Source organism: Micromonospora sp. NPDC049366, assembly GCF_044466625.1.
Classification (GTDB): Bacteria; Actinomycetota; Actinomycetes; order Mycobacteriales; family Micromonosporaceae; genus Micromonospora.
In genome coordinates, this window is the sequence record NZ_JBITMV010000005.1 from 32273 (window position 1) to 52900 (window position 20628).

Genomic DNA, 20628 nt, shown 5'->3' on the forward strand with positions numbered 1-20628 from the left:
ATGCGGATCGCCATCGCCGGCGCCGGCAACGTGGGCCGCTCGATCGCCCAGGAGCTGATCGACAACGGCCACCAGGTGATGCTCATCGAGCGCCAGCCGAAGATGCTGCGGCCCGACCGGGTGCCCGCCGCCGACTGGGTGCTCGCCGACGCGTGCGAGCTGACCAGCCTGGAGGAGGCCAACCTCGCCGGCTGTGACGTGGTGGTCGCCGCCACCGGCGACGACAAGGTCAACCTCGTGGTGTCGCTGCTGGCCAAGACCGAGTTCGCGGTGCCCCGCGTCGTCGCCCGCGTCAACCGGGCGGAGAACGAGTGGCTCTTCACCGAGCAGTGGGGGGTCGACGTCGCGGTGAGCAAGCCGCGCGTGATGGCCGCGCTGGTCGAGGAGGCGGTCACCGTCGGCGATCTGGTCCGCCTGATGACCTTCCGGCAGGGCGAGGCGAACCTCGTGGAGATCACCCTGCCGCCGAACGCGCCCTACGTCGGCCAGCCGATCCACGCCGTGCCGCTGCCCCGCGACGCCGCCCTGGTGGCGATCCTGCGCGGCAAGCGGGTGCTGGTGCCCAGCCCGGACGACCCGATCGAGGCCGGCGACGAACTGATCTTCGTGTGCACGGCCGAGGTGGAGGACGCGGTCCGCGCCGTGATCCTCGGCCCCGACAGCGTGGAGCGCACCCGCGAGACGAGCTGACCCGACCGCGGCCCACCCGGCCCGGTCGGTCAGCTGCCCGGCAGCGGCTCCGGATTCGTCTCCCGGGTGACCCGGCGCACCGTCCAGACGGTGATCAGCAGCAGCAGCGCGTACGGCGGGTAGCCGAGCACCAGCCGGGCCACCCCGAGCGCCGTGTCCTGGTGGGCGAGGTAGAGCCCGGCCTGCACGCCGACCTTCGCCAGCCAGACCACGCCCCAGAGCACGGTCAGCGAGGTGAACGTCCGCACCAGGCGGGGGTCGTCCCGCCACTCGGAGCGCCCCTTGGCGACCAGCACCGACCAGATCCAGCCCACCAGCGGCTGCCGGATGGCGGCCGAGAGCAGCAGCACCAGGCCGTAGCCGATGCCGTAGAGGATGCCGGGCAGGTAGAAGTCACGTTCGTTGCCGGTGCGCCAGGCGATGGCCGCGCCGATGGCGATGCCGAACAGCCCGTTGACCGCGTGCCGGACCGGGCGGCGCTGGGCCAGCCGCAGACCGGCGATGAGCAGCGCCACCGCCACCGAGGCGATCACCGCGGGCCGCAGCTCGCCGATGACGTTGGCGACCACGAAGACGACCACCGGGATGCTCGACTCCACGAGCCCCCGCCAACCGCCGAGCTGGTCGGCCATCTGCTCGGCGATGGTCGGCAGCCGCTCCTCGTCGTCCGGCCCGGCCCCCGGGCCGGTCTGTGGCCCGGCGGCGTGCTGCTGTCCGGTCGTCATCGGCCCTCGTCCGTCCGCCGTGCCCACCCCGTCGCTCACTTCGGGGTGTCCAGCTCGTAGTACGGGTTGTAGATCACCTTGCGGTCGTCGCGGATGGCGACCCGGCCCCGGGCGGTGAGGTGGCGGCCCGGCTCGATGCCGGCGATGTGCCGCCGACCCAGCCACACCAGCGTCACCACGTCGCTGCCGTCGTAGAGGTCCGCCTCCAGCGTGGGCAGGTTGGTGCGGGGCGTGTAGACCACCGTGCGCAGCCGCCCGGCCACCGAGACCACCTGGCCGCGAGAGCACTGTCGGGCGGGCGTGCCGCCGCACTCGGCGCTCTCGCGTTGCAGCTCCTGTGCGTCGATCTCGGCTTCGCTCGCGGTGAGCCGTCGCAGGATGCCCCGCAGCGACACCCGGCCCTCCTCGGTCGTCATGACCCCCGCGTCACCCTCTCCACGCCCGCCGGCCCGCGCCGGCTCCGCCGCGGCCCGACGTCGCCGGGACCGTCCCGCCAGCGTACGCCGATCGGGCCGGCCCCGGTGGATCGGTGACCGGCGGTCAGACCTGGCGGGACTGAGCCGCCGGTCGGTCGCCGTCCGGCGTGGCCGCGTCCTCCTGCTCGCCGGCCTCGCGGGGCAGGCGCAGCGGCAGCGGCTCCCGGACCGGCTTGGCCTCCTGACCCCGGTCGACCACGAGGCCGTACAGGCACTCGGCCAGCGGGCCGGCGGCGGCCGGGTCGACGGCCGCGGCACCCTGGAAGACGCCGCGGACCATCCAGCGCGGGCCGTCGACGCCCACGAAGCGCAGGTCGGTCGGCCCGTCGTCGGTGCGGATCTGGGCGCGCAGCTCGATGCCGTACTCGCCCTCCACCTCCTCGGCGGCGACGCCGTCACCGAGCAGCGACTGCCGGATCTCCTCGCGCACCTCGTCCCAGATCCCCTCCGAGCGGGGCGCGGCGAAGACGCCGAGCTGGAGCGCGTTCGCGCCGTGCACCAGCACCACCTGCTGGATCACACCCTGCTGGTCGGCCTGCACCCGCACCTCGACCTCGGGCACCGCGGGGATGTGCAGGCTGCCGAGGTCCAGGCGGGCCACCCCGGCCGGGGCCTCGGAGATGTCGTACGGGCCACGGGTGAGGGTCGGCGGGGTCACCGCGTCGAGCTCGTTCTCGTCGAGGACGACCTGCTCGTCCCGCCCGTCACCGGCCCGCTTCCGCGAGAAGATCACTGCGTCCACCCTCCGCTGTTCGCGCTCACCCTGTCACCTGTTCGCTGCGCCGGTCCGGCCCGGACGGGCCCACCGGCGGCGGCACCAGCCCGGCGTGCCCGCCGGTGGAGCCGTGTCCACCCGTTCCCCGACGGGACGCGGGCAGCTCGGCCACCGGCTGGAAGTCCGCCCGTGCCACCCGCTGCACAACGAGCTGGGCGATCCGGTCGCCACGGGAGATCTTCGCGGGCGTGGCCCGATCGTGGTTGATCAGGTTCACCATGATCTCCCCCCGGTAGCCGGCGTCGACCGTACCGGGCGCGTTGAGCACCGTCACACCGAGCCTGGCCGCGAGCCCCGAACGGGGGTGGACCAGGCCCACGTACCCCTCCGGGAGCGCGATCGCGACGCCGGTCGGGACCAGGGCGCGCCCACCGGGCGGCAGCTCGACGTCCGCGGCGGCCACCAGGTCGGCGCCGGCGTCGCCGGGATGGGCGTACGCCGGCAGCGGCAGCTCGGGGTCGAGCTGGCGTACGGGCACGGGTACGACGTCGGTCACGGTTCCCCTCTTCCCTCGGTCATGGGGTTGACCCTGCCATCCTGCCGGGTACCCCGGCCGCCGTCCGCCGTACCCTCGGACTGTGAGCCTGTCGCCGTCCTCGCCGTCCCCGGCACCGCCCGCCGCCCACTCCGAGCGGCTCGGCCTGTCCTGGTGGCTCTGGCTGGCCGGGCTGGCCGTCGCCGGCCTGCTGGCCGTCGAGATCTGGATGGGCGCTTCCGGGTTGCGCTCCTGGCTGCCGTTCGCGGTCCTGCCGCCGGCCACCGCCGCCGGCCTGTGGTGGCTCGGCCGCATCCGGGTCGCCGTACGCGACGGCGAGCTGCGGGTCGACGACGCCCGGCTGCCGGTGCGGTACGTCGCCGACGTGGTGCCGCTGGACGCCGCGGGCCGCCGGGAGGTGCTCGGCGTCGGCGCCGACCCGCTCGCGTTCGTGGTGCAGCGCCCCTGGATCGGCGGCGCCGTGCAGGTGGTGCTGAACGACCCGGCCGACCCGACGCCGTTCTGGGTGGTCAGCACCCGCCGGCCGGTCGAGCTCGCGGAGGCGCTCCTCGCCGCCCGCGACGCCAGCCTGACGGACCTGGCCGCCCGCGACGCCGGCTGACGCGCCTCGCCGCTCGCGACACGGGCCGACGGGGCCCGCCGCCCGTGACACGGCTGACGGGACGCGGCTCAGGGCCGCCGGGCCGAACGCCACGCCCGCAGGCTTGGGATCCGGGCTGGCGGGCCGGGGATCAGGGCTGGCCGGGCGCCGGGGGCAGGCTACGGGCCGGCGGGTCGGGCAGCGCCCGACGCTTGCGGCGCAGGTCGTCGCGGACCTGGTCGCCGAGGGACCGGGTGGCGCGCCGGTTGAGGTAGCCGGCGACGGCCGCGCCGGTGAGGAACGGGCCGAGCGTGGTGAGGTTGCGGCCGAGGCGCCGCATCAGGGTGTCCCGCAGCTCCCGCCGGGCCGCGGTGCCGAGCACGGCGCCCACGCCGGCGCCCGGCATCATCGGGTTGACGCCCCGCTGGGTGGCCCAGCCGTGCACCAGGGCGACGGTGCGCTGGCTGCCACCGCTGGGCAGCGGGACGCCGTAGATCTCGTGCAGCTCGCCGACCAGCTTGAGCTCGATCGCGACGACGGCGACGGTCTCGGCGGCGAGCAGAATCGGCGCGGAGAGCAGGGTCGGCGTGACCGTCCACTCCACGGCGGCCACGCCGCCACCGGCCGCGCCGATCCCGGCGGTCGCCCGGGCCGCGTTGCGCACCAGCCGGTCGGCCAGCGCCTCGTCGTCGAGTCCCTCGAAGTGCCGACGCAGGGTCGCCAGATCGCGGATCGGCACGTGCGGAGCGACCTCCGCGACCGTGTCGACCATCCAGCGGACCGCGGCGCGGGGCTTGAACAGGTCGCCGAGACCCCGGGCCCGGGCCTGGCCGACGAGCCGGGTCAGCAGCTGCCGCCGCCGGGCCGGCGCGATGTCGTCCTCGGTCAACGCCGCGACGGTGGCGCCCAGCTCCGCCGGGTCGCGCTCGGGCGCGTCGCCTCGCTCGCTCATCTCGGTCCCGACCTCCCGGTTGCCGGCGCCCTCGCGCCTACCCGTCACGAGTCAAGCAGTTCCCGGCCGGCGGCGCATGGTGACGTCGACAGCGGCGGCCTCGATCGGAGGCCGCCGCTGGTGTGGACAGAGGTGGTCAGACGCACTCGCGGCAGATCAGCTCGCCGTTGCGCTCGACAGCCAGCTGGCTGCGGTGATGCACCAGGAAGCAGCGGGCACAGCGGAACTCGTCCTGCTGCATCGGCAGCACCTTGACCGTGAGCTCCTCGTCGGCCAGGTCGGCTCCGGGCAGCTCGAAGCTCTCGGCCACCTCGGCCTCGTCGACGTCCACGGCGCCCGACTGTGAGTCGACGCGCCGGGCCTTGAGCTCTTCCAGGCTGTCCTCGCCGAGGTCGACCTCGTCGCGACGCGGGGCGTCGTAGTCGGTGGCCATCGGTTTCACTCTCCCATATCGATGTTGTCGCTTCCGGTTGTAACGCCGGACGACGCTGTTTCGGTTCCGCTGGCCGGCCACGCGTTGTGTCGGTCACCCGACCCAGAGATGTTTCCGGATCGGGGCCGCCAGGAAACCCCCCAGCGAGCGCGGTACCTTACCCCCCCTTTGGGCGAGGCATGTATACCGCCCTCGTGGCAGAGATGTACGCCCCCGCACGGGAAGTTGTTCCCAATGTGACTCAGGCGACACGAAGATAGGGGTAGTAGTACCTGGTTCCCGGGCGGCGCGCCGCCATGTCCGGCTGTTTCCACGCGACGGCCGGACAACCGTTAACCTCAGCGGCGTACCCGGCGGCCCCCCGGGCGGTGTGTCCGCCGGCGGCCGCCGCCACCCTCTGAAGTCCGGGGAGCGCCCAGATGAGTTTTGCGCGAGTGCGGGCACTCGTTGTCGTCGGCCTGCTGGCGGTCACCGCCCTGGTCTTCGTGGTGGTCGCGGTGGTGCGTGACAGCCAGGGCAACGCCGGCACCGCCAAGGGCTGCCCCGACGGTTGGCCGCTCGCCGACATCGCCCTGCGCGACCGGAAGGACGTCAAGCTCAACGTCCTGAACGGCACCGACCAGCCCGGCCTCGCCCGCCAGGTCGCCGACGAGTTCCGCAACCGGCAGTTCCAGATCAAGAAGGTCGCGAACGAGAAGCCGATCGACGACATCGCGGTGCTGCGCTACGGCCCGAAGGGCGTGGGCTCCGCACACCTGCTGCGGGCCTACTTCCTCAACAACGCCGAGACCAAGTACCAGCCCGAGCGCCAGGACGACAGCGTCGACGTGGTGCTCGGCAACGGCTTCCAGCAGCTCGCCACCACCACCGAGGTGAACCAGTCCCTCGGCGACCTGGGCGGGGCCGAGGCGCCGCCCGGCACCTGCCCGATGCCGGTCAAGAAGTAGCCGTACCGCCGAACGCGACGGCCCGACCGGCGGAGAGCCGGTCGGGCCGGGCGGATGAGCTGAACGGGCGGGCAGGCCGGGGCCCGAGGCGTCACGGGCCGCCCGAGGCGTCGAGGTCGGCGAGCCGGTCGTGCAGCGGCGCGAAGAGCGCCGGCGGCGCCGCCACCACCAGGTCCGGGCCGGCCGGCCGACCGCGCAGCCCGGCCACCCGCAGGCCGGCCTCGGTGGCGACCAGTGCCCCGGCCGCCTGGTCCCAGGCGGCGAGCCCCTTCTCGTAGTACGCGTCCACCCGCCCCTCGGCGGCGAGGCACAGGTCCAGCGCGGCGGCGCCGAGCCGGCGGATGTCACGCACGTGCGGGATCAGTTCGGCGACCACCCGGGCCTGGTGCGCCCGGCGCTTCGGGTCGTAGCCGAATCCGGTCGCGATCAACGCCTGGCCGAGGTCTGTCTCGGTGGAGCAGCTCAGCCGCTCACCGTCGCGCCACGCGCCACCGCCGGCGGTCGCGGTCCACTCCTCCCCGGTGGCCACGTTGCGGACGACCCCCGCGACCACCTCGCCGTCCACCTCCGCGGCGAGCGACACCGCGCAGTACGGCAGCCCGTAGAGGTAGTTGACGGTGCCGTCGATCGGGTCGACGATCCACCGCACGCCGCCGGCGACCACCGGTCCGGTGTCGCCGTCGCCGTACTCCTCCCCGAACACCGCGTCGTCCGGCCGGAGCCGGCGCAACGCGTCGAGGACCTGCCGCTCGACGGCCCGGTCGGCGGCGGTCACCACGTCCGTCACCGTGCTCTTGGTGGCGGCGACGGAGACGCCCTCGGCCCGCATCCGGTGCGCGGTCGCGGCGGCGTCCCGGGCGACCGTGACCGCGATCTCCAGCAGTTCCCGCGGCGCGGGCGGCGTACGATCCATCGTTCGTCCCCTTCCCACGCGACCGGGACGTTGCGGATCGCGCGCGGGTATCATCCTTACAAAGTCCACATCTGCGCCGAATTGGCGGTCCCCGCACCCTGCACGCCGTGCGGCGCGGGTCGATCGCCGCAGACGGCGTTACAATTCACCCCTGCCCACGCGCCACGGACGACCGAACGACCGGCCGACCGGGACACGGGGGTTCCTCAAACACTCGCCCGGCGCGGTAACCCCAGCTGCGCCGGACGACCCGGCCGTGCTCGCACTTCGCCTCCGGAAGGTCATTCGTGACAGAACCCCGCCAGACCGGCGCCGACGTTCGCTCGCTCACCGACACCCTGATCGCTCACGCGCAGAGCGCCGGCGGTCAGCTCACGTCGGCCCAGCTCGCGCGCACCGTCGAGGCCGCCGAGGTGACTCCGGCCCAGGCCAAGAAGATCCTCCGGGCGCTCTCGGAGGCGGGCGTGACCGTGGTCGTGGACGGCTCGGCCAGCACCCGCCGCCGTGTCGCCGCCGCCCGTTCCGCCACCCCGGCGTCGCGGGCCACCACCGCCAAGACCACCAAGAAGGCCGCCCCGCCGGCTCCGAAGCAGGCGCCCGTCTCCGGCGAGGCGCCGGCGCCGGCCCCCCGGAAGGCCGCCACCGCGCGCAAGGCCGCCGGCACCACCGCCGAGGTGGCCGCCAAGGCGGCGGCGCCGGCCAAGGCCACGAAGTCGACCCGGGCCACCAAGGCGACCGTCGCGGCGGCCGGCAAGCCGGCCAAGGCCGGGGTGGCGACCAAGGGCAAGGGTGAGGACGCCGACGGCGACATCGATCCGGAGGAGCTCGCCGCCGAGATCGAGGACGTGGTGGTCGAGGAGCCGGCCGAGCTGACCCAGGCCGCCGAGACCGACGCGGCGGCCTCCGCCACCGACAACGACTTCGAGTGGGACGACGAGGAGTCCGAGGCACTCAAGCAGGCTCGGCGCGACGCCGAGCTGACCGCGTCCGCCGACTCGGTCCGGGCCTACCTCAAGCAGATCGGCAAGGTTCCGCTGCTCAACGCGGAGCAGGAGGTGGAGCTGGCCAAGCGGATCGAGGCCGGGCTCTACGCCGCCGAGCGGCTGCGCGCCGCCGAGGAGGGCGAGGAGAAGCTCACCCGCGAGATGCAGCGCGACCTGATGTGGATCTCGCGCGACGGTGAGCGGGCCAAGAACCACCTGCTCGAGGCGAACCTCCGACTGGTCGTCTCGCTGGCCAAGCGCTACACCGGCCGCGGCATGGCGTTCCTCGACCTGATCCAGGAGGGCAACCTCGGCCTCATCCGGGCCGTCGAGAAGTTCGACTACACCAAGGGCTACAAGTTCTCCACCTACGCCACCTGGTGGATCCGCCAGGCCATCACCCGCGCCATGGCCGACCAGGCCCGCACCATCCGCATCCCGGTGCACATGGTCGAGGTGATCAACAAACTCGGCCGGATCCAGCGCGAGCTGCTCCAGGACCTGGGCCGCGAGCCCACCCCGGAGGAGCTGGCCAAGGAGATGGACATCACACCGGAGAAGGTGCTGGAGATCCAGCAGTACGCCCGGGAGCCCATCTCGCTCGACCAGACCATCGGCGACGAGGGTGACAGCCAGCTCGGTGACTTCATCGAGGACTCGGAGGCCGTGGTCGCGGTCGACGCGGTCTCGTTCTCCCTGTTGCAGGACCAGCTCCAGCAGGTGCTGCAGACGCTCTCCGAGCGTGAGGCGGGTGTGGTACGCCTGCGTTTCGGCCTGACCGACGGCCAGCCGCGCACGCTGGACGAGATCGGCCAGGTCTACGGGGTGACCCGGGAACGGATCCGGCAGATCGAGTCGAAGACCATGTCCAAGCTGCGCCACCCGTCGCGGTCGCAGGTCCTCCGGGACTACCTGGACTGACCCGGTAACGTCAACCCGACGTGTCGCTTTGGTCACCTGGCGTGCAACGCCGGATGGTGATCGGCTGGTTGCACGATTGTGATCGTTGACGTGGCACCCTGGGAACACGGCACACTGTCCCTGCCATGTGTGACCTCGGTCCCCCGCGGGCACACAGGGAAGGCCAGGCGCTACAAGGATGTTGCACGATAGGTGAGCAACCGAAGAGAGTGTTCATCGGTGACGACCAGAGGAGGAAGGCGATGACCCCGACCCTCACGCCGCCGCCCGAGACGGTGAGCCCCCCGGCCGCCGATGAACGGTGCGACCGCTGCAATGCTGCCGGCAAGCTCCGGATCACTCTGGCGGGTGGGAGCGAGTTGGTGTTCTGTGGGCACCACGCGAACAAGTACGCGGAGGATCTCGTGAAGATCACCGTGCGGTACGCGACGGACCCCGAGTTCAGCTGGCGTGGCGCCGATCTGATGGCGAACTGAGTCCAGTAACCCGACATAAGCCGGCCGGAGGCACCCAGGTGCCTCCGGCCGGCTTTTTCACACCCGGACCCCGTCCCTCCCGCTCCCCCTCGCACTCGCCCCGGTGATCAGAGGTCGCGATTTCTGACGCAAACCTCGTGATCACCGCAGACGGGACGCCGGCGCGGACGCCGGAGGTCAGAGGGTCTGGACGGTGGCGATGCGTTCCTCGAGCTGCTCGATCGTCGCCTGGGCGCTGGGCGGGCCACCACAGAGCCGACGCAGCTCGGCGTGGATCTTGCCGTGGGGTTGGCCGGTGCGGTGGTGCCGGGCCGCCACGAGCGCGTTGAGCTGACGCCGGAGGGCCACCCGTCGCTGGGCCGCACTCATCGGTGCCGGCGGCGCTTGCGGGGCCGCAGCGGCCGGCTCAGCCGTCCGCGCGGCCGCCCTGCGCCGCTGGGCGGCCAACTGGTCCGCCTGCCGCTTCGTGAGCAGCAGGGCGACCTGGTCGGCGGTGAGCAGGCCGGGCAGGCCGAGGTACTCCTCCTCCTCGGGAGTGCCGGCCTGGGCCGCGGTGCCGAACGACGCGCCGTCGAAGATCACCTGGTCGAGCTCGGCCGTGGCGGAGAGCGCCGCGAACCGCTTCTCCAACTCCCCGCTGGCCTGGTCGTCACGCTGCGCCCGCTCCAGCAGGCCGTCGTCGAAGCCGTCGTCGTCCTTCGGCTTGCCCAGCACGTGGTCGCGCTCGGCCTCCATCTCGCTGGCCAGCCCGAGCAGGTGCGGCACGCTCGGCAGGAAGACCGACGCGGTCTCCCCCGGCCGACGGGCCCGCACGAACCGGCCGATCGCCTGCGCGAAGTAGAGCGGGGTGCTGGCGCTGGTGGCGTAGACCCCCACCGCGAGACGCGGGATGTCCACCCCCTCGGAGACCATCCGCACCGCCACGAGCCACCGCTGGTCGGACGCCGAGAACGTGGCGATCCGGGCGGAGGCGCCGGCGTCGTCGGAGAGGACCACCGCGGCCTTCTCGCCGGTCAACCGCTCGATCAGCTTCGCGTACGCGCGGGCGGTCTGCTGGTCGGTGGCGATGACCAGCCCGCCGGCGTCGCTCATGCCGGCCTCCCGCAGCACCGTGAGCCGGGCGTCGGCGGCCCGCAGCACCTGGGGCATCCAGTCCCCGGCCGGGTCGAGCGCGGTGCGCCAGGCCTGGGCGATCAGGTCCTGCGTCATCGGCTCGCCCAGGCGGGCCGCCAGCTCGTCCCCGGCGTTGGTCCGCCACCGGGTCTCCCCGGAGTACGCGAGGAACAGCACCGGCCGCACGACGCCGTCGCGGAGCGCGTCGGAGTACCCGTAGACCGAGTCGGCGCGGGAGCGCAGCAGCCCGTCACCGCCCCGCTCGTAGGTGACGAACGGGATCGGGTTGTCGTCGGAGCGGAACGGCGTACCGGTGAGCATCAGCCGGCGTACGGCGGGCTCGAACGCCGCCTTCACCCCGTCACCCCAGGAGCGGGAGTCACCGGCGTGGTGGATCTCGTCGAGGATGACCAGGGTGCGCCGGGTCATGGTGCGCCGACGGTGCACCTGCGGAGCCATGCCCACCTGGGCGTATGTGACGACGGCCCCGTGGAAGTCGGCCGACGAGTGCAGGTCGGCGTTGCGGAAGGCGGCGTCCAGCTGGATGCCGACCCGGGCGGCCGACTCGGCCCACTGGTTCTTCAGGTGCTCGGTCGGGGCGACCACGGTGACCGCCTCGACCGTGCCGTCGGCCAGCAGTTCGGCGGCGATGCGCAGGGCGAAGGTCGTCTTGCCCGCGCCCGGCGTGGCGACCGCCGTGAAGTCCTCGGCGCGCCGGCGCAGGTACTCCACCAGCGCCTTGCGCTGCCAGGCGCGGAGTGCCGGAAACGTCTCGATCGCCGGCAACCGGGCTGCCACGCGAGGCTCCTCTCCGACCGCACGAAGGCGGACCCCGGCCGAGGGCCACGGGTGCCGCCGCCCATGAAAACGCCTCCGCGCCGAAGATGCCGCGAAGGCCGAATCAGCATAACCAGCGGGCGCCGTCCGGCCCAGGCGACGCCACGCTGGTCACATCGCCCGCTGCCGTGCCATCGGTCACCCCCGCCGCACTCCCCGGGTCGCCGAGCCGGGGCCCGAGGGGCGGATCACCGCAGGTCCGGGTGCGTCACCACTGCGGGTCCGGTCCCGGCCCCCGGGTGCGGGGCGGGCGAAGCCGCGCCACCGGCGCGCCCCAACGCCGCCGCAGCGCCACCAGCCGCAGCGCGAAGATCAGCACGGCCGCCGTGACCAGCGGGATCGGCCCGGTGTAGCCGAGGCCGTGCAGCCCCGCCACCACGATCGAGCCGGCGAGCGCGGCCACTGCGTAGATCTCTCGGCGCAGCACCACGGGGATCTCGCCGGTCAGCAGGTCCCGGCCCAGCCCACCGCCGATCGCGGTCAGCATGCCGATGACGCAGGCCCCCACCGCCGGGACCCCGGCTTCGAGAGCCTTGAGCGTGCCGGTGACCGTGAAGAGACCGAGACCGGCCGCGTCCAGCACCAGCACGGTGGTGCGCAGCCGCGCCAACTGGGGATGCAACCAGAACACGGCGACGGCGGTGACCGCCGCGGCCGTCGCGTACCGCCAGTCGGCGAAGGCCAGCGGCGGCGCCTCGTCGATGACCAGGTCACGGAAGATCCCGCCGCCCAGGGCGGCCACGAAGCCGACGAAGACCACGCCGAACAGGTCGAGCCGTTTCGCCACCGCCGCGGAGGCACCGGACGCGGCGAAGACCGCGACGCCGACGAGGTCAGCCGTGAGCAGGGCGGCGGAGGTGGTCACCGCCGAAGGCTACGCGGGCGGGCGGGACTGCGACGCGGTTCAGTCGCCCCAGGAGTCGTAGATCTCCTTGCACTTCGGGCAGACCGGAGAACCCGGCTTGGCGGCCTTGGTGACCGGGAAGGTCTCCCCGCAGAGCGCGACGACGAACGTGCCCATGACGGCACTCTCGGCGATCTTGTCCTTGCGGACGTAGTGGAACATCTCGGGGCCGGTGTCGGCGTCCTTCAGCTCCGGACGCTCCAGGACCTGTGTGCTCACGTGTGCACCTCCAACCGACAAGTTTGGCAGGTCACCGCAGTCCGGTCCACTTCACCCCGGTACACCACTGGCCGTACGGTGATCACTGTGACCAATTTTCACATCCGTTACGGCACGGAGGTGGCCGACGCCCTGCGCGCCGGGCGCCCCGTCGTCGCCCTGGAGAGCACGATCGTCTCGCACGGCCTCCCCCGCCCGGAGAACCTGCGGGTGGCCCGGCAGATCGAGTCGGCCGTCCGGGACGCCGGTGCGGTGCCGGCCACCATCGGCATGGTCGGCGGCGAACTGGTGGTGGGCCTCGACGACGCACAGCTGACCCGCCTCGCCACCGTCGACGGTGTGGCGAAGCTCTCCGTACGCGACCTGGCGGTGGCCGCCGCGACCGGCGCGGACGGCGCCACCACCGTGGCGGCGACCAGCGCGGTCGCCGCGGCGGCGGGGATCGCGGTCTTCGCCACCGGCGGCCTGGGCGGGGTGCACCGGGAGGCGGCGCACACGTTCGACGAGTCGGCGGACCTGGTCACGCTCGCCCGGACACCGATCGCGGTGGTCTGCGCCGGGGTCAAGTCGATCCTCGACGTGGGCGCGACGCTGGAGCGGCTGGAGACCCTCGGTGTGGGTGTGGTCGGCTACCGCACCCGCCGGTTCCCCGGCTTCTACCTCACCGACGGCGGCTTCGACCTGGACTGGTCGGTCGACTCACCCGAACAGGTCGCCGACGTGCTCGCGGCGCGGACCCGGCACGGCCTGCCGGGCGGCGGGCTGATCGTGGCCAACCCGCTCCCCGTCGACGAGCAGCTCGACCCGGCGCTGCACGACCGTACGCTCGCCGAGGGCCTGGCGCTGCTGGAGCGTGACGGGATCACCGGCAAGGCCGTCACGCCGTACCTGCTCGCCCACTTCCACTCGGCCACCGAGGGCGCGAGCCTGGCGGTGAACGTGCGGATCATCCTGCGCAACGCCGACCTCGCCGCCCGGATCGCGGTGGCCGCCGCCGGTCGCGCCGACACCCGGGCATGACCCGGCCGCCCCGCATTCTCGTCGTCGGCGACGTGATCACCGACGTCGTCGCGGTGCTGTCCGGCCCACTCGCCAATGGCACGGACACCGCCGCCGAGATCCGGTTCAGCGGTGGCGGGCAGGCGGCCAACACCGCCGCGTGGATCGCCGCCCAGGGGGTGCCGGTGACGCTGGTCGGGGCGGTCGGCGACGACCCGGCCGGGCGGGACCGGCTGACCGAGCTGGAACGCAGCGGCGTCGACTGCGCGGTCGACCGCGTCGAGGACGCCAGCACCGGCACGGTCATCGTGCTCGCCACCGACGGCGAGCGGACGATGGTCAGCCAACGCGGCGCCAACCTGCGGCTGACCGCGGAGCACGTCGACCGGGCCGTGGCGGCGGCGGCCGACGCGGGGCACCTGCACCTGTCCGCGTACACCCTGCTCGACGCCGGGTCGCGCGGCGCCGGGCTGCGCGCGCTGGCCGCCGCCCGCGAGCGCGGGCTCACCACCAGCGTCGACGCGGCGTCCGCAGGGCCGCTGCGGCGGGTGGGGTCGGCGGCGTTCCTGGCCTGGGTACGCGACGTCGACCTGCTGCTGGTCAACGCGGACGAGGCGGGCGTGCTGGCCGGCGGGCTGGACCCGGCCGCGCAGGCGCGGGCGCTGTCGGCGGCGGCCCGCCGGGTCGTCGTCAAGCGCGGGGCGGCCGGCGCGGTCTGGGCCGACCGGACCGCGACGGTGTCGGTGGCGCCGACCCGTCGGGTGGCGGTGGTGGACGTCACCGGCGCGGGCGACGCGTTCGCGGCCGGGCTGCTGACCGCCTGGCTGGCCGGCGCCGAGCCGCGCGCGGCCCTCAACCGGGCCGGCGACCTCGGCGCCCTGGCCGTGGCAAAGGTGGGCGCGCGCCCCAACCCCTGACCCACCCGCTCCCCCGTCCCCTCCCTCCTCTCCGCGATCTTGCAGTTTGCGCCCCCGGCGGGTCCGTTCTGAGCGGGTTCGCCGGGGCGGCAAGTGCAAGATCGCGGGTGAGGGCGGGGTGGGGGTCAGAGTTCGGCGTCGATGATTTTGTGGGGGCGCTCTTCGGCCGTCAGGCTCATCGGCGGGGTCTCGTCGCGCTGCTGGTGGTGGAACCGGTTGGCCAGCCGATGCTCCTCCTTCGGCGGCCGGTCGTTGGCCAGCAGCACGGCCAGCCACGGGATGAGCACCATGCCGAGGCCGCACAGCGACAGCCACAGCCAGAGCAGGGGTGCCTGCACGCCGACCAGGATCGCGCCCACGACCAGGCACGCGACCCGAATGCCCATCATGAGCACGTAGCGTCGCTGTCGAGTGGTGAGTTGATCGTCCTGACTGCGTGGGGCGTCGGTGATCAGGATCGGCTCGTACGCCTGACGCTTCACCACGGACCTCCTCGAGGGATTACACCTCATCCTGTCACTTCCCCACCGTGATCAGCGAGAATCGACCCGACGGCGGTCGTGTTACGAGCGTGGTACGCTGCCGCCGTGGGCAGCAGGTTCAGCTTCACCGACGAAGCCTTGGCCAACCTGAAGGTCTACGACGTCACACCGGGGGAAGTCTGGGAGGCGCTGCACAGCGCCCGACGGATCATCCGTCACCTGGGCGACGACGTGATGGTGGTCTACGCCGCCGCCCGGCGGGGCCGCCGGTTGGCCGTGCTGCTCGCCGAGGCGGACGGCACCGACAACGACTGGGACATCCTCTCCGCCCGCGAGCTGAGTGACGCCGAGTCCAAGCGCTACGACGAGGCCGTGCGGAGATTTCGCCGATGAGGAGGCGGGACGATGCACCGTAACGACGCGACCAAGCAGTTCCACAGCGGCGACGACCGGCTCGCGGAGCTGATCGACGAGAGCCAGCCGGTGGAGCTGCCCACCCCCGACACCGACGTGCCGATGGTGAGCCGCTCGGTCCGGTTGCCGCTGGAGACGTACGAGCGGGTCCGGGCGGCTGCCGACGCCCGCGGCATCGGTGTGACCACCCTCATGCGGCAGTGGATCGAAGCGGGCCTGGCCGACCTGGACGACTCGGCGACGGTGTCGCTGGCCGACGTGCGGCGGGCGCTCGCCTCGCTGGCCCACCCGACCGCCGCCTGAGGCTCCCGCGCCGACGCCGCGCGGCGGCCGGGACGGCACGCACGCGGCACCGGAAACCGGCACCGGCACGCGCCGTCCGGGTCAGCGCGCCGTCTTCGCCTTGGCCGCGGCCTTCATCTGCTGCTTGTACTCCCGCACGCGGCGCAGCGACTCCGCGTCGGTCACGTCCGCCACCGACCGGTACGCCTCGGCGTCCCCGTAGCCGCCGGCGGCCTCACGCCAGCCCTCCGGCCGCACGTCGAAGCGCTTGCCGAGCAGGGCGAGGAAGATCTGCGCCTTCTGCGCGCCGAAGCCGGGCAGCTCGGCGATGCGGCGCAGCAGCTCGGCGCCGTCGGTCATGCCGGCCCACAGCCCGGCCGCGTCGCCGTCGTAGCGGTCGACGAGCACCCGGCACACCTCCTGCACCCGGGCCGCCATCGCCTTCGGGAACCGGTGCAGCGCGGGTGGCTGGGCGAAGAGGGCGACCAGCTTCTCCGGGTCGTACTCCGCCAACTCCCGGGCGTCGAGGTCGTGGCCGAGCCGCTGCGTCAGCACGTAAGGGGAGGAGAACGCCTTCTCCATCGGCACCTGCTGGTCCAGGACCATCCCGAGCAGACGGGCCAGCGCGTCCCGGTTGAGGAGCTCGTTGGCCGCCGGGTCGATCGGAAGAGTCAGCGCCATGCCGTCATGCTGCCAGACCGGGCCGGGCCCGGCGGCACGGCAGGCCGCACCGCCGGGCACGTCACGCGGTCAGTTGACCACGAACAGCAGCCGGTTGGGCGAGCCGGAGCCCGGGTTGGTCACCCGGCCGGTGGTCGCGTTGCTGGTCAGCGAGCTGGCGACCTGCGCCGGGGTGAAGCTCGGGTTGGCCGACAGCACGAGGGCCGCGGCGCCGGCGACGTGCGGCGAGGCCATCGAGGTGCCGCTCAGCGTGCTGGTCGCGGTGTCGCTGGTCCGGTAGGCCGAGAGGATGCTGGACCCGGGGGCGAACAGGTCGACGCAGGAGCCGTAGTTGGAGAACGACGACCGGGCGTCGGTGCTGGTGGTGGAGCCGACGGTGATCGCCGAGGCGGTCCGCGCCGGCGAGTAGTTGCAGGCGTTGGCGCTGGAGTTGCCGGCCGCCACGGCGTACGTGACGCCCGAGCTGATCGAGTTGGCCACCGCGTTGTCGATGGCGGTGCTGGCGCCGCCGCCGAGGCTCATGTTGGCCACCGCCGGCTTCACCGCGTTGGCGGTGACCCAGTTCACGCCGTTGACCACGCTGGTGGTGCTGCCGCTGCCGGAGCAGTTGAGCACCTTGACGGCGACCAGCCGCACCGCCTTGGCCACCCCGTACGTCGAACCGCCGACGGTGCCGGCGACGTGCGTGCCGTGGCCGTTGCAGTCGGTGTTGTTGCTGTCCACCGTGTTCGTGCCCCAGGTGGCGCGGCCGCCGAACTGGGTGTGCGTGGTGCGGATGCCGGTGTCGATGATGTATGCCCGCACGTTGGAGGCGGTGTTCGGGTAGGTGAAGCTGGCGCTCAGGGGCAGGGCCCGCTGGTCGATGCGGTCCAGACCCCACGGCGGGTTGCTCTGCGTGGCCGAGGCGGTGATCACCTGGTCCTGCTCCACGTACGCCACGGCCGGGTCGGCAGCGAGGCGGCCGGCCTGGGCGGGCGTCATCCGGGCGCTGAAGCCGGTGAGCGCGGCGCTGTACACGTCGGCGACGCTGCCGCCGTACCGCTTGGCCAGGGCGGTGGCCCGCTGCGGGACGGCCGCCCGGGCGGCCGGGGTGCCCGCGGCTCCCACCGTGTCGCCGCGCAGGACGACGAGGTAGCTACCGCTGATCGCGTTCGGCGCGCCGGCGCCCCGGATCTCTCCGGTGGGCGCCGCCGTGGCGGGGGTGGTGGCCGCGGCGACAGCGGCTACGCCGGCGGCGACGGCGAGCGCCCCGAGAAGACGCCGCCGCGGAACGGACCCTGCTGGCATCGTGTGCCTCCCTACGGGCGCGCCGGCCCGGCCGTCCGGCCGCACGGGTCGCACCCTCGACGTGTGGTGGCCCGAATGGTAGTCGTCACATCGACGTTTATAAAAGAGATCTCTTTCAATAGATCCTGTTGCCGGTATGGATGTTCCGGGTGGGCCCGCCCGCCCGGGAGGCACGAGGCAGGATGGCGAGGTGGCTGAACACGACATGCTGCTCTCCCCCGCCGGAGTCGAGGCGCTGCGGACGGCGCTGACCCGGGCCCGGTTCACCTCCAACGGCATCGCCGACCGGCTCGGTCCGCAGGCGACCGGCGGGGTCGCCCGCAACGACTTCCGGGCCGCGCTGCGGGCCACCGAGGAGCGCGACCCGTTGGGCACCCTGATCCGGGTGTTCATCTGCGACCAGACCGAGACGGAGGAGACGGTGGCCGCCGCGCTGGCCCCGCTCGACCTCGCCGAGGCGCTCGCCGGCGGGCTGGTCGAACGGCACGGGGACGGGCTGCGCGCCGGCGTCGACCTGGAGCCGTACGGCGACGACTGGTGGGTGCTCGCCGACGTGCCGGCCAGCGCGCGACCGGGCCGGCCGCTGCACGCGGAGCACGTGCTCGGCATCGGCGGCGCGACCCAGACGCTCATCGGGGCGACCGTCCGGCAGCCCGTCGACACCGCGCTCGACCTCGGCACCGGGTCCGGTGTGCAGGCCCTGCACCTGGCCACCCACGCCCGTTCGGTCACCGCCACCGACGTCTCCGCGCGGGCGCTGCGCTTCGCCGCCACGACGGCCGCCCTCAACGGGCAGAGCTGGGAGCTGCTCCGCGGCGACATGGTCGCGCCCGTGGCCGGACGCCGGTTCGACCTGGTGGTGAGCAACCCGCCGTTCGTGGTCGGCCCCGGCACCACCACGCACGTCTACCGGGACTCCGGCCGGGTCGGCGACGCGATGGGCTCCGAGTTGGCCGCCGCCGCGCCCGACCTGCTCACCGAGGGCGGCACCATGCAGTACCTCGCCAACTGGGTGCACGTCGCGGGCGAGGAGTGGGACGAGCGGGTGGCGGGCTGGTTCGCCGGCACCGGCCTGGACGCCTGGGTGATCCAGCGCGAGGTGGCCGACCCCATGGCGTACGTGAACCTCTGGCTGACCGACGTCGGCGAGAGCACCGACCCGCAGCGGATGGCCGCCTGGCTGGACTGGTTCGACGCGCACAAGGTGGAGGCGATCGGCTTCGGCATCGTGTCGCTGCGCCGCGGCGGGCACGCCGACCCGGTGGTCCGGGTGGAGGACCTGCGGCAGCGGGTGGAGCCGCCGCTGGGCGACCAGGTCGCCGCCTGGTTCGACCGGCAGGACTTCCTCCGCGTACGCGACACCGCCGGGCTGCTCGCCGAGCGCTACCGGGCCGCCGACGGGCTCCAGCTGCGGCAGGAGGCGACCATGGGCGAGGACGGCTGGGCGGTGGACCGGCAGGTCCTGGCCATGCCGCGCGGGCTGCGCTGGACCGAGGAGATCGACCCGCTGGTGCTGGCCCTGGTCGGCGGCGCCGACGGCCGGCTGCCGCTGCGCGACCAGCTCGCCCTGCTGGCGGCGGCGCACGACGTGGCCGTCGACGAGCTGGCCGAGGCCGCCGGGCCGATCGTCGCGCACCTGGTGGAGCGGGGCTTCATCGAGCCGGTGGTCGGCTGATGCGGGCGGTGGTGCAGACCGTCGGTCGGGCCAGCGTGACCGTCGACGGTGAGGTGGTCGGCGCGATCGACGACGGGCTGCTGGTGCTGCTCGGGGTGACCCACTCGGACACGGTGGAGACCGCCCGGACGATGGCCCGCAAGGTTCACGAGCTGCGCATCCTCGACGACGAACGCTCCGCCGCCGACACCGGCGCGCCGGTGCTGGTGGTGAGCCAGTTCACGCTCTACGGCGACGCCCGCAAGGGGCGCCGGCCGAGCTGGACGGCCGCCGCCCCGGCCGAGGTCGCCGAGCCCCTGGTCACCGAGGTCGTCGAGGCCCTGCGCGCTCGAGGTGCCACGGTGGAGACCGGCCGCTTCCGCACCCACATGCTGGTGGAGAGCCTGAACGTAGGGCCCCGCACCATCCTCCTGGACCTGTAACCGACCGCGACCCTCCCCCGCGTCAGAAGAAGAGGCCTCGGCGTTGGACGGACTGGCGGAGCCAGCCGTCGAGCTGCGCCGCCCAGTCGGCGCGATCCAGGGTGGCGTAGTCAACGGTGAACCGGCCGAACGCGTCCCGGCCCTCGCTGAGCAGGCCACCCCGCTTGTCCAGCTCCAGCACCACCTGCATCTGCCGCGCGTCGGCGACGAAGGTGACCTCCAGCTGATTGATCGCGCGCGCGTACTGGGGCGCCGGGTAGAACTCGATCTCCTGGTAGAACGGCAGCGTCTGGTGGACGCCGTAGATGTGGCCCCGCTCGACGTCGGCCCGGCTGAACCGAAAACCCAACCGCAGCAGGGCCTCCAGCAGCCGCTCCTGCGCCGGCAGCGGGTGCACCGACACCGCGTCCAGGTCGCTCTTGTCGACCGCGCGGGCCACCTCCAACTCCGTACGCAGACCCATGGTCATGCCGTGCAGGTGCTGCCCGTACAGCTCGGTGACCGGCGTCTCCCACGGCACGTCGAAGCGGAACGGGATGTCGTGGCGCTGCCCCGGCTCCAGCCGGAACGCGCCGGTGACGGCCTGCCGGTGGAACTCCTGGTTGGTGTTGTACTCGCTGTCGCCGCTCTCCACCTCGACCCGGGTGACCAGGCCGAGCGCCACGTACTCGACGTCGACCTGGTGGTCGCCGCCGGCCACCTGGATCCGCCCCTCCAGAACCCCGCCCGGGCGGCAGTTCGGGTTGGCCAGCACGGTTTCCACCGACGGGCCACCCACGCCCATCGCCTGCATGAGTCGCTTGAACACCACAACACCCTCCGTAGCCTGGTCCGGGCCGATCCCGTCGGCCGGTCGCTGGCACCGTAACCGGGTGTCGCAAGACCGCCGGGCCGACACACCCGGCCCGTCGCCGCAGCCCACCGGCACGGCGGGCGCCGGCCGCCGATCGCGGCGCGGCCGACGCCGGTGACGGAGAGCGCCGGATGCGGCACCGCCGACCGGACCGGATTGCTGTCGGGTCCCCGATC

The 20628-nt window shown here is 73.4% G+C and carries 25 protein-coding genes; 11 read left to right on the plus strand and 14 right to left on the minus strand.

The features are described from left to right. Entirely contained in the window at positions 1-690 is a 690-nt protein-coding gene (locus tag ACIBTV_RS09360; RefSeq protein ID WP_091590665.1) for a TrkA family potassium uptake protein, read from the plus strand. A 29-nt stretch (positions 691-719) separates the two neighbouring features. Here ACIBTV_RS09360 and ACIBTV_RS09365 read toward each other — a convergent pair whose 3' ends face one another. The 4 genes from ACIBTV_RS09365 to dut all read right to left on the minus strand — a co-directional run bounded on the left by ACIBTV_RS09365 (position 720) and on the right by dut (position 3162). Further along, positions 720-1415 carry a DUF3159 domain-containing protein gene (locus ACIBTV_RS09365; protein WP_396703539.1) on the minus strand — a complete coding sequence of 232 codons (696 nt, stop codon included), beginning with the start codon at positions 1413-1415 and terminating at the stop codon, positions 720-722. Between the two features lie 35 nt (positions 1416-1450). Further along, the gene (locus ACIBTV_RS09370; RefSeq protein ID WP_396703540.1) at positions 1451-1831 is read right to left on the minus strand and encodes an OB-fold nucleic acid binding domain-containing protein; all 381 of its coding nucleotides are present in this window, start codon (positions 1829-1831) and stop codon (positions 1451-1453) included. Between the two features lie 124 nt (positions 1832-1955). Continuing rightward, positions 1956-2624 (minus strand): DUF3710 domain-containing protein, encoded by a 669-nt coding sequence (locus tag ACIBTV_RS09375; RefSeq protein WP_396703541.1) that lies wholly within the window; start codon positions 2622-2624, stop codon positions 1956-1958. Between the two features lie 25 nt (positions 2625-2649). Next, positions 2650-3162, minus strand: a complete 513-nt coding sequence (gene dut, locus ACIBTV_RS09380) for a dUTP diphosphatase (RefSeq protein ID WP_396703542.1) — start codon at positions 3160-3162, stop codon at positions 2650-2652. Between the two features lie 82 nt (positions 3163-3244). Here dut and ACIBTV_RS09385 point away from each other — a divergent pair, with 82 nt between their 5' ends. Further along, the gene (locus ACIBTV_RS09385; RefSeq protein ID WP_396703543.1) at positions 3245-3763 is read left to right on the plus strand and encodes a DUF3093 domain-containing protein; all 519 of its coding nucleotides are present in this window, start codon (positions 3245-3247) and stop codon (positions 3761-3763) included. Between the two features lie 130 nt (positions 3764-3893). On the opposite strand, the gene ACIBTV_RS09390 is transcribed toward ACIBTV_RS09385, so the two are convergent. Both ACIBTV_RS09390 and ACIBTV_RS09395 read right to left on the minus strand, forming a co-directional pair. Further along, on the minus strand, positions 3894-4694 hold the full coding sequence (locus tag ACIBTV_RS09390; protein WP_396703544.1) for a hypothetical protein: 801 nt from the start codon (positions 4692-4694) through the stop codon (positions 3894-3896). A gap of 136 nt (positions 4695-4830) precedes the next feature. Next, a complete protein-coding gene (locus ACIBTV_RS09395) occupies positions 4831-5127 on the minus strand; it encodes a DUF4193 domain-containing protein (RefSeq protein ID WP_007075406.1) in 297 nt (98 codons plus the stop codon). Positions 5128-5561: 434 nt separating this feature from the next. On the opposite strand from ACIBTV_RS09395, the gene ACIBTV_RS09400 reads away from it, so the two are divergent. Continuing rightward, a complete protein-coding gene (locus ACIBTV_RS09400; protein WP_396703765.1) occupies positions 5562-6074 on the plus strand; it encodes a LytR C-terminal domain-containing protein in 513 nt (170 codons plus the stop codon). A 91-nt stretch (positions 6075-6165) separates the two neighbouring features. Here ACIBTV_RS09400 and ACIBTV_RS09405 read toward each other — a convergent pair whose 3' ends face one another. Next, a complete protein-coding gene (locus tag ACIBTV_RS09405; RefSeq protein WP_396703545.1) occupies positions 6166-6987 on the minus strand; it encodes an inositol monophosphatase family protein in 822 nt (273 codons plus the stop codon). 287 nt (positions 6988-7274) lie between these two features. Here ACIBTV_RS09405 and ACIBTV_RS09410 point away from each other — a divergent pair, with 287 nt between their 5' ends. Both ACIBTV_RS09410 and ACIBTV_RS09415 read left to right on the plus strand, forming a co-directional pair. Continuing rightward, positions 7275-8891: an RNA polymerase sigma factor gene (locus ACIBTV_RS09410; protein ID WP_396703546.1), complete on the plus strand. Its 1617-nt coding sequence runs from the start codon at positions 7275-7277 to the stop codon at positions 8889-8891. Positions 8892-9133: 242 nt separating this feature from the next. Further along, on the plus strand, positions 9134-9367 hold the full coding sequence (locus ACIBTV_RS09415; protein ID WP_073835435.1) for a hypothetical protein: 234 nt from the start codon (positions 9134-9136) through the stop codon (positions 9365-9367). A 177-nt stretch (positions 9368-9544) separates the two neighbouring features. Here the strand turns inward: ACIBTV_RS09415 and ACIBTV_RS09420 are convergent, their stop codons facing one another. The 3 genes from ACIBTV_RS09420 to ACIBTV_RS09430 all read right to left on the minus strand — a co-directional run bounded on the left by ACIBTV_RS09420 (position 9545) and on the right by ACIBTV_RS09430 (position 12440). Beyond that, entirely contained in the window at positions 9545-11278 is a 1734-nt protein-coding gene (locus ACIBTV_RS09420) for a DEAD/DEAH box helicase (RefSeq protein WP_396703547.1), read from the minus strand. A 247-nt stretch (positions 11279-11525) separates the two neighbouring features. Then, the gene (locus ACIBTV_RS09425) at positions 11526-12182 is read right to left on the minus strand and encodes a trimeric intracellular cation channel family protein (protein ID WP_396703548.1); all 657 of its coding nucleotides are present in this window, start codon (positions 12180-12182) and stop codon (positions 11526-11528) included. Positions 12183-12221: 39 nt separating this feature from the next. After that, positions 12222-12440, minus strand: a complete 219-nt coding sequence (locus ACIBTV_RS09430; RefSeq protein WP_091590693.1) for a DUF3039 domain-containing protein — start codon at positions 12438-12440, stop codon at positions 12222-12224. A gap of 87 nt (positions 12441-12527) precedes the next feature. Between ACIBTV_RS09430 and ACIBTV_RS09435 the strand changes: the two genes are divergently transcribed. Together ACIBTV_RS09435 and ACIBTV_RS09440 are read left to right on the plus strand one after the other, a co-directional pair. Next, positions 12528-13460 (plus strand): pseudouridine-5'-phosphate glycosidase, encoded by a 933-nt coding sequence (locus ACIBTV_RS09435; protein WP_396703549.1) that lies wholly within the window; start codon positions 12528-12530, stop codon positions 13458-13460. After that, on the plus strand, positions 13457-14356 hold the full coding sequence (locus tag ACIBTV_RS09440) for a carbohydrate kinase family protein (RefSeq protein ID WP_396703550.1): 900 nt from the start codon (positions 13457-13459) through the stop codon (positions 14354-14356). Before ACIBTV_RS09435 ends, ACIBTV_RS09440 begins: the two co-directional genes overlap by 4 nt. Before the next feature lie 125 nt (positions 14357-14481). Here ACIBTV_RS09440 and ACIBTV_RS09445 read toward each other — a convergent pair whose 3' ends face one another. Then, positions 14482-14838 carry a DUF3099 domain-containing protein gene (locus ACIBTV_RS09445; protein ID WP_396703766.1) on the minus strand — a complete coding sequence of 119 codons (357 nt, stop codon included), beginning with the start codon at positions 14836-14838 and terminating at the stop codon, positions 14482-14484. A 105-nt stretch (positions 14839-14943) separates the two neighbouring features. Here ACIBTV_RS09445 and ACIBTV_RS09450 point away from each other — a divergent pair, with 105 nt between their 5' ends. Together ACIBTV_RS09450 and ACIBTV_RS09455 are read left to right on the plus strand one after the other, a co-directional pair. After that, complete coding sequence (locus ACIBTV_RS09450; RefSeq protein WP_231922366.1) at positions 14944-15231, plus strand: hypothetical protein; 288 nt, start codon at positions 14944-14946, stop codon at positions 15229-15231. Between the two features lie 12 nt (positions 15232-15243). After that, a complete protein-coding gene (locus ACIBTV_RS09455) occupies positions 15244-15555 on the plus strand; it encodes a hypothetical protein (protein WP_091590702.1) in 312 nt (103 codons plus the stop codon). Between the two features lie 81 nt (positions 15556-15636). Here ACIBTV_RS09455 and ACIBTV_RS09460 read toward each other — a convergent pair whose 3' ends face one another. Beyond that, the gene (locus ACIBTV_RS09460) at positions 15637-16215 is read right to left on the minus strand and encodes an HhH-GPD-type base excision DNA repair protein (RefSeq protein WP_396703551.1); all 579 of its coding nucleotides are present in this window, start codon (positions 16213-16215) and stop codon (positions 15637-15639) included. 69 nt (positions 16216-16284) lie between these two features. Further along, positions 16285-17502, minus strand: coding sequence for a S8 family peptidase (locus ACIBTV_RS09465; protein ID WP_396703552.1), 1218 nt, complete (start codon positions 17500-17502; stop codon positions 16285-16287). A 190-nt stretch (positions 17503-17692) separates the two neighbouring features. Between ACIBTV_RS09465 and ACIBTV_RS09470 the strand changes: the two genes are divergently transcribed. Both ACIBTV_RS09470 and dtd read left to right on the plus strand, forming a co-directional pair. Then, a complete protein-coding gene (locus ACIBTV_RS09470) occupies positions 17693-19177 on the plus strand; it encodes a methyltransferase (RefSeq protein WP_396703553.1) in 1485 nt (494 codons plus the stop codon). Next, complete coding sequence (gene dtd, locus ACIBTV_RS09475; RefSeq protein ID WP_396703554.1) at positions 19177-19599, plus strand: D-aminoacyl-tRNA deacylase; 423 nt, start codon at positions 19177-19179, stop codon at positions 19597-19599. Before ACIBTV_RS09470 ends, dtd begins: the two co-directional genes overlap by 1 nt. 22 nt (positions 19600-19621) lie before the next feature. Here dtd and ACIBTV_RS09480 read toward each other — a convergent pair whose 3' ends face one another. Next, entirely contained in the window at positions 19622-20410 is a 789-nt protein-coding gene (locus tag ACIBTV_RS09480) for a sporulation protein (protein ID WP_396703555.1), read from the minus strand. Positions 20411-20628: the final 218 nt, after the last annotated feature.

Bases quoted from the DNA above. Each gene is read 5' to 3' on its own strand.
- ACIBTV_RS09370 (WP_396703540.1), bottom strand. From the start codon at position 1,831: ATGACGACCGAGGAGGGCCGGGTGTCGCTGCGGGGCATCCTGCGACGG.
- ACIBTV_RS09365 (WP_396703539.1), bottom strand. From the start codon at position 1,415: ATGACGACCGGACAGCAGCACGCCGCCGGGCCACAGACCGGCCCGGGG.
- ACIBTV_RS09390 (WP_396703544.1), bottom strand. From the start codon at position 4,694: ATGAGCGAGCGAGGCGACGCGCCCGAGCGCGACCCGGCGGAGCTGGGC.
- ACIBTV_RS09465 (WP_396703552.1), bottom strand. From the start codon at position 17,502: ATGCCAGCAGGGTCCGTTCCGCGGCGGCGTCTTCTCGGGGCGCTCGCC.
- ACIBTV_RS09440 (WP_396703550.1), top strand. From the start codon at position 13,457: ATGACCCGGCCGCCCCGCATTCTCGTCGTCGGCGACGTGATCACCGAC.
- ACIBTV_RS09405 (WP_396703545.1), bottom strand. From the start codon at position 6,987: ATGGATCGTACGCCGCCCGCGCCGCGGGAACTGCTGGAGATCGCGGTC.
- ACIBTV_RS09360 (WP_091590665.1), top strand. From the start codon at position 1: ATGCGGATCGCCATCGCCGGCGCCGGCAACGTGGGCCGCTCGATCGCC.
- dtd (WP_396703554.1), top strand. From the start codon at position 19,177: ATGCGGGCGGTGGTGCAGACCGTCGGTCGGGCCAGCGTGACCGTCGAC.
- ACIBTV_RS09415 (WP_073835435.1), top strand. From the start codon at position 9,134: ATGACCCCGACCCTCACGCCGCCGCCCGAGACGGTGAGCCCCCCGGCC.
- ACIBTV_RS09455 (WP_091590702.1), top strand. From the start codon at position 15,244: ATGCACCGTAACGACGCGACCAAGCAGTTCCACAGCGGCGACGACCGG.
- ACIBTV_RS09460 (WP_396703551.1), bottom strand. From the start codon at position 16,215: ATGGCGCTGACTCTTCCGATCGACCCGGCGGCCAACGAGCTCCTCAAC.
- ACIBTV_RS09395 (WP_007075406.1), bottom strand. From the start codon at position 5,127: ATGGCCACCGACTACGACGCCCCGCGTCGCGACGAGGTCGACCTCGGC.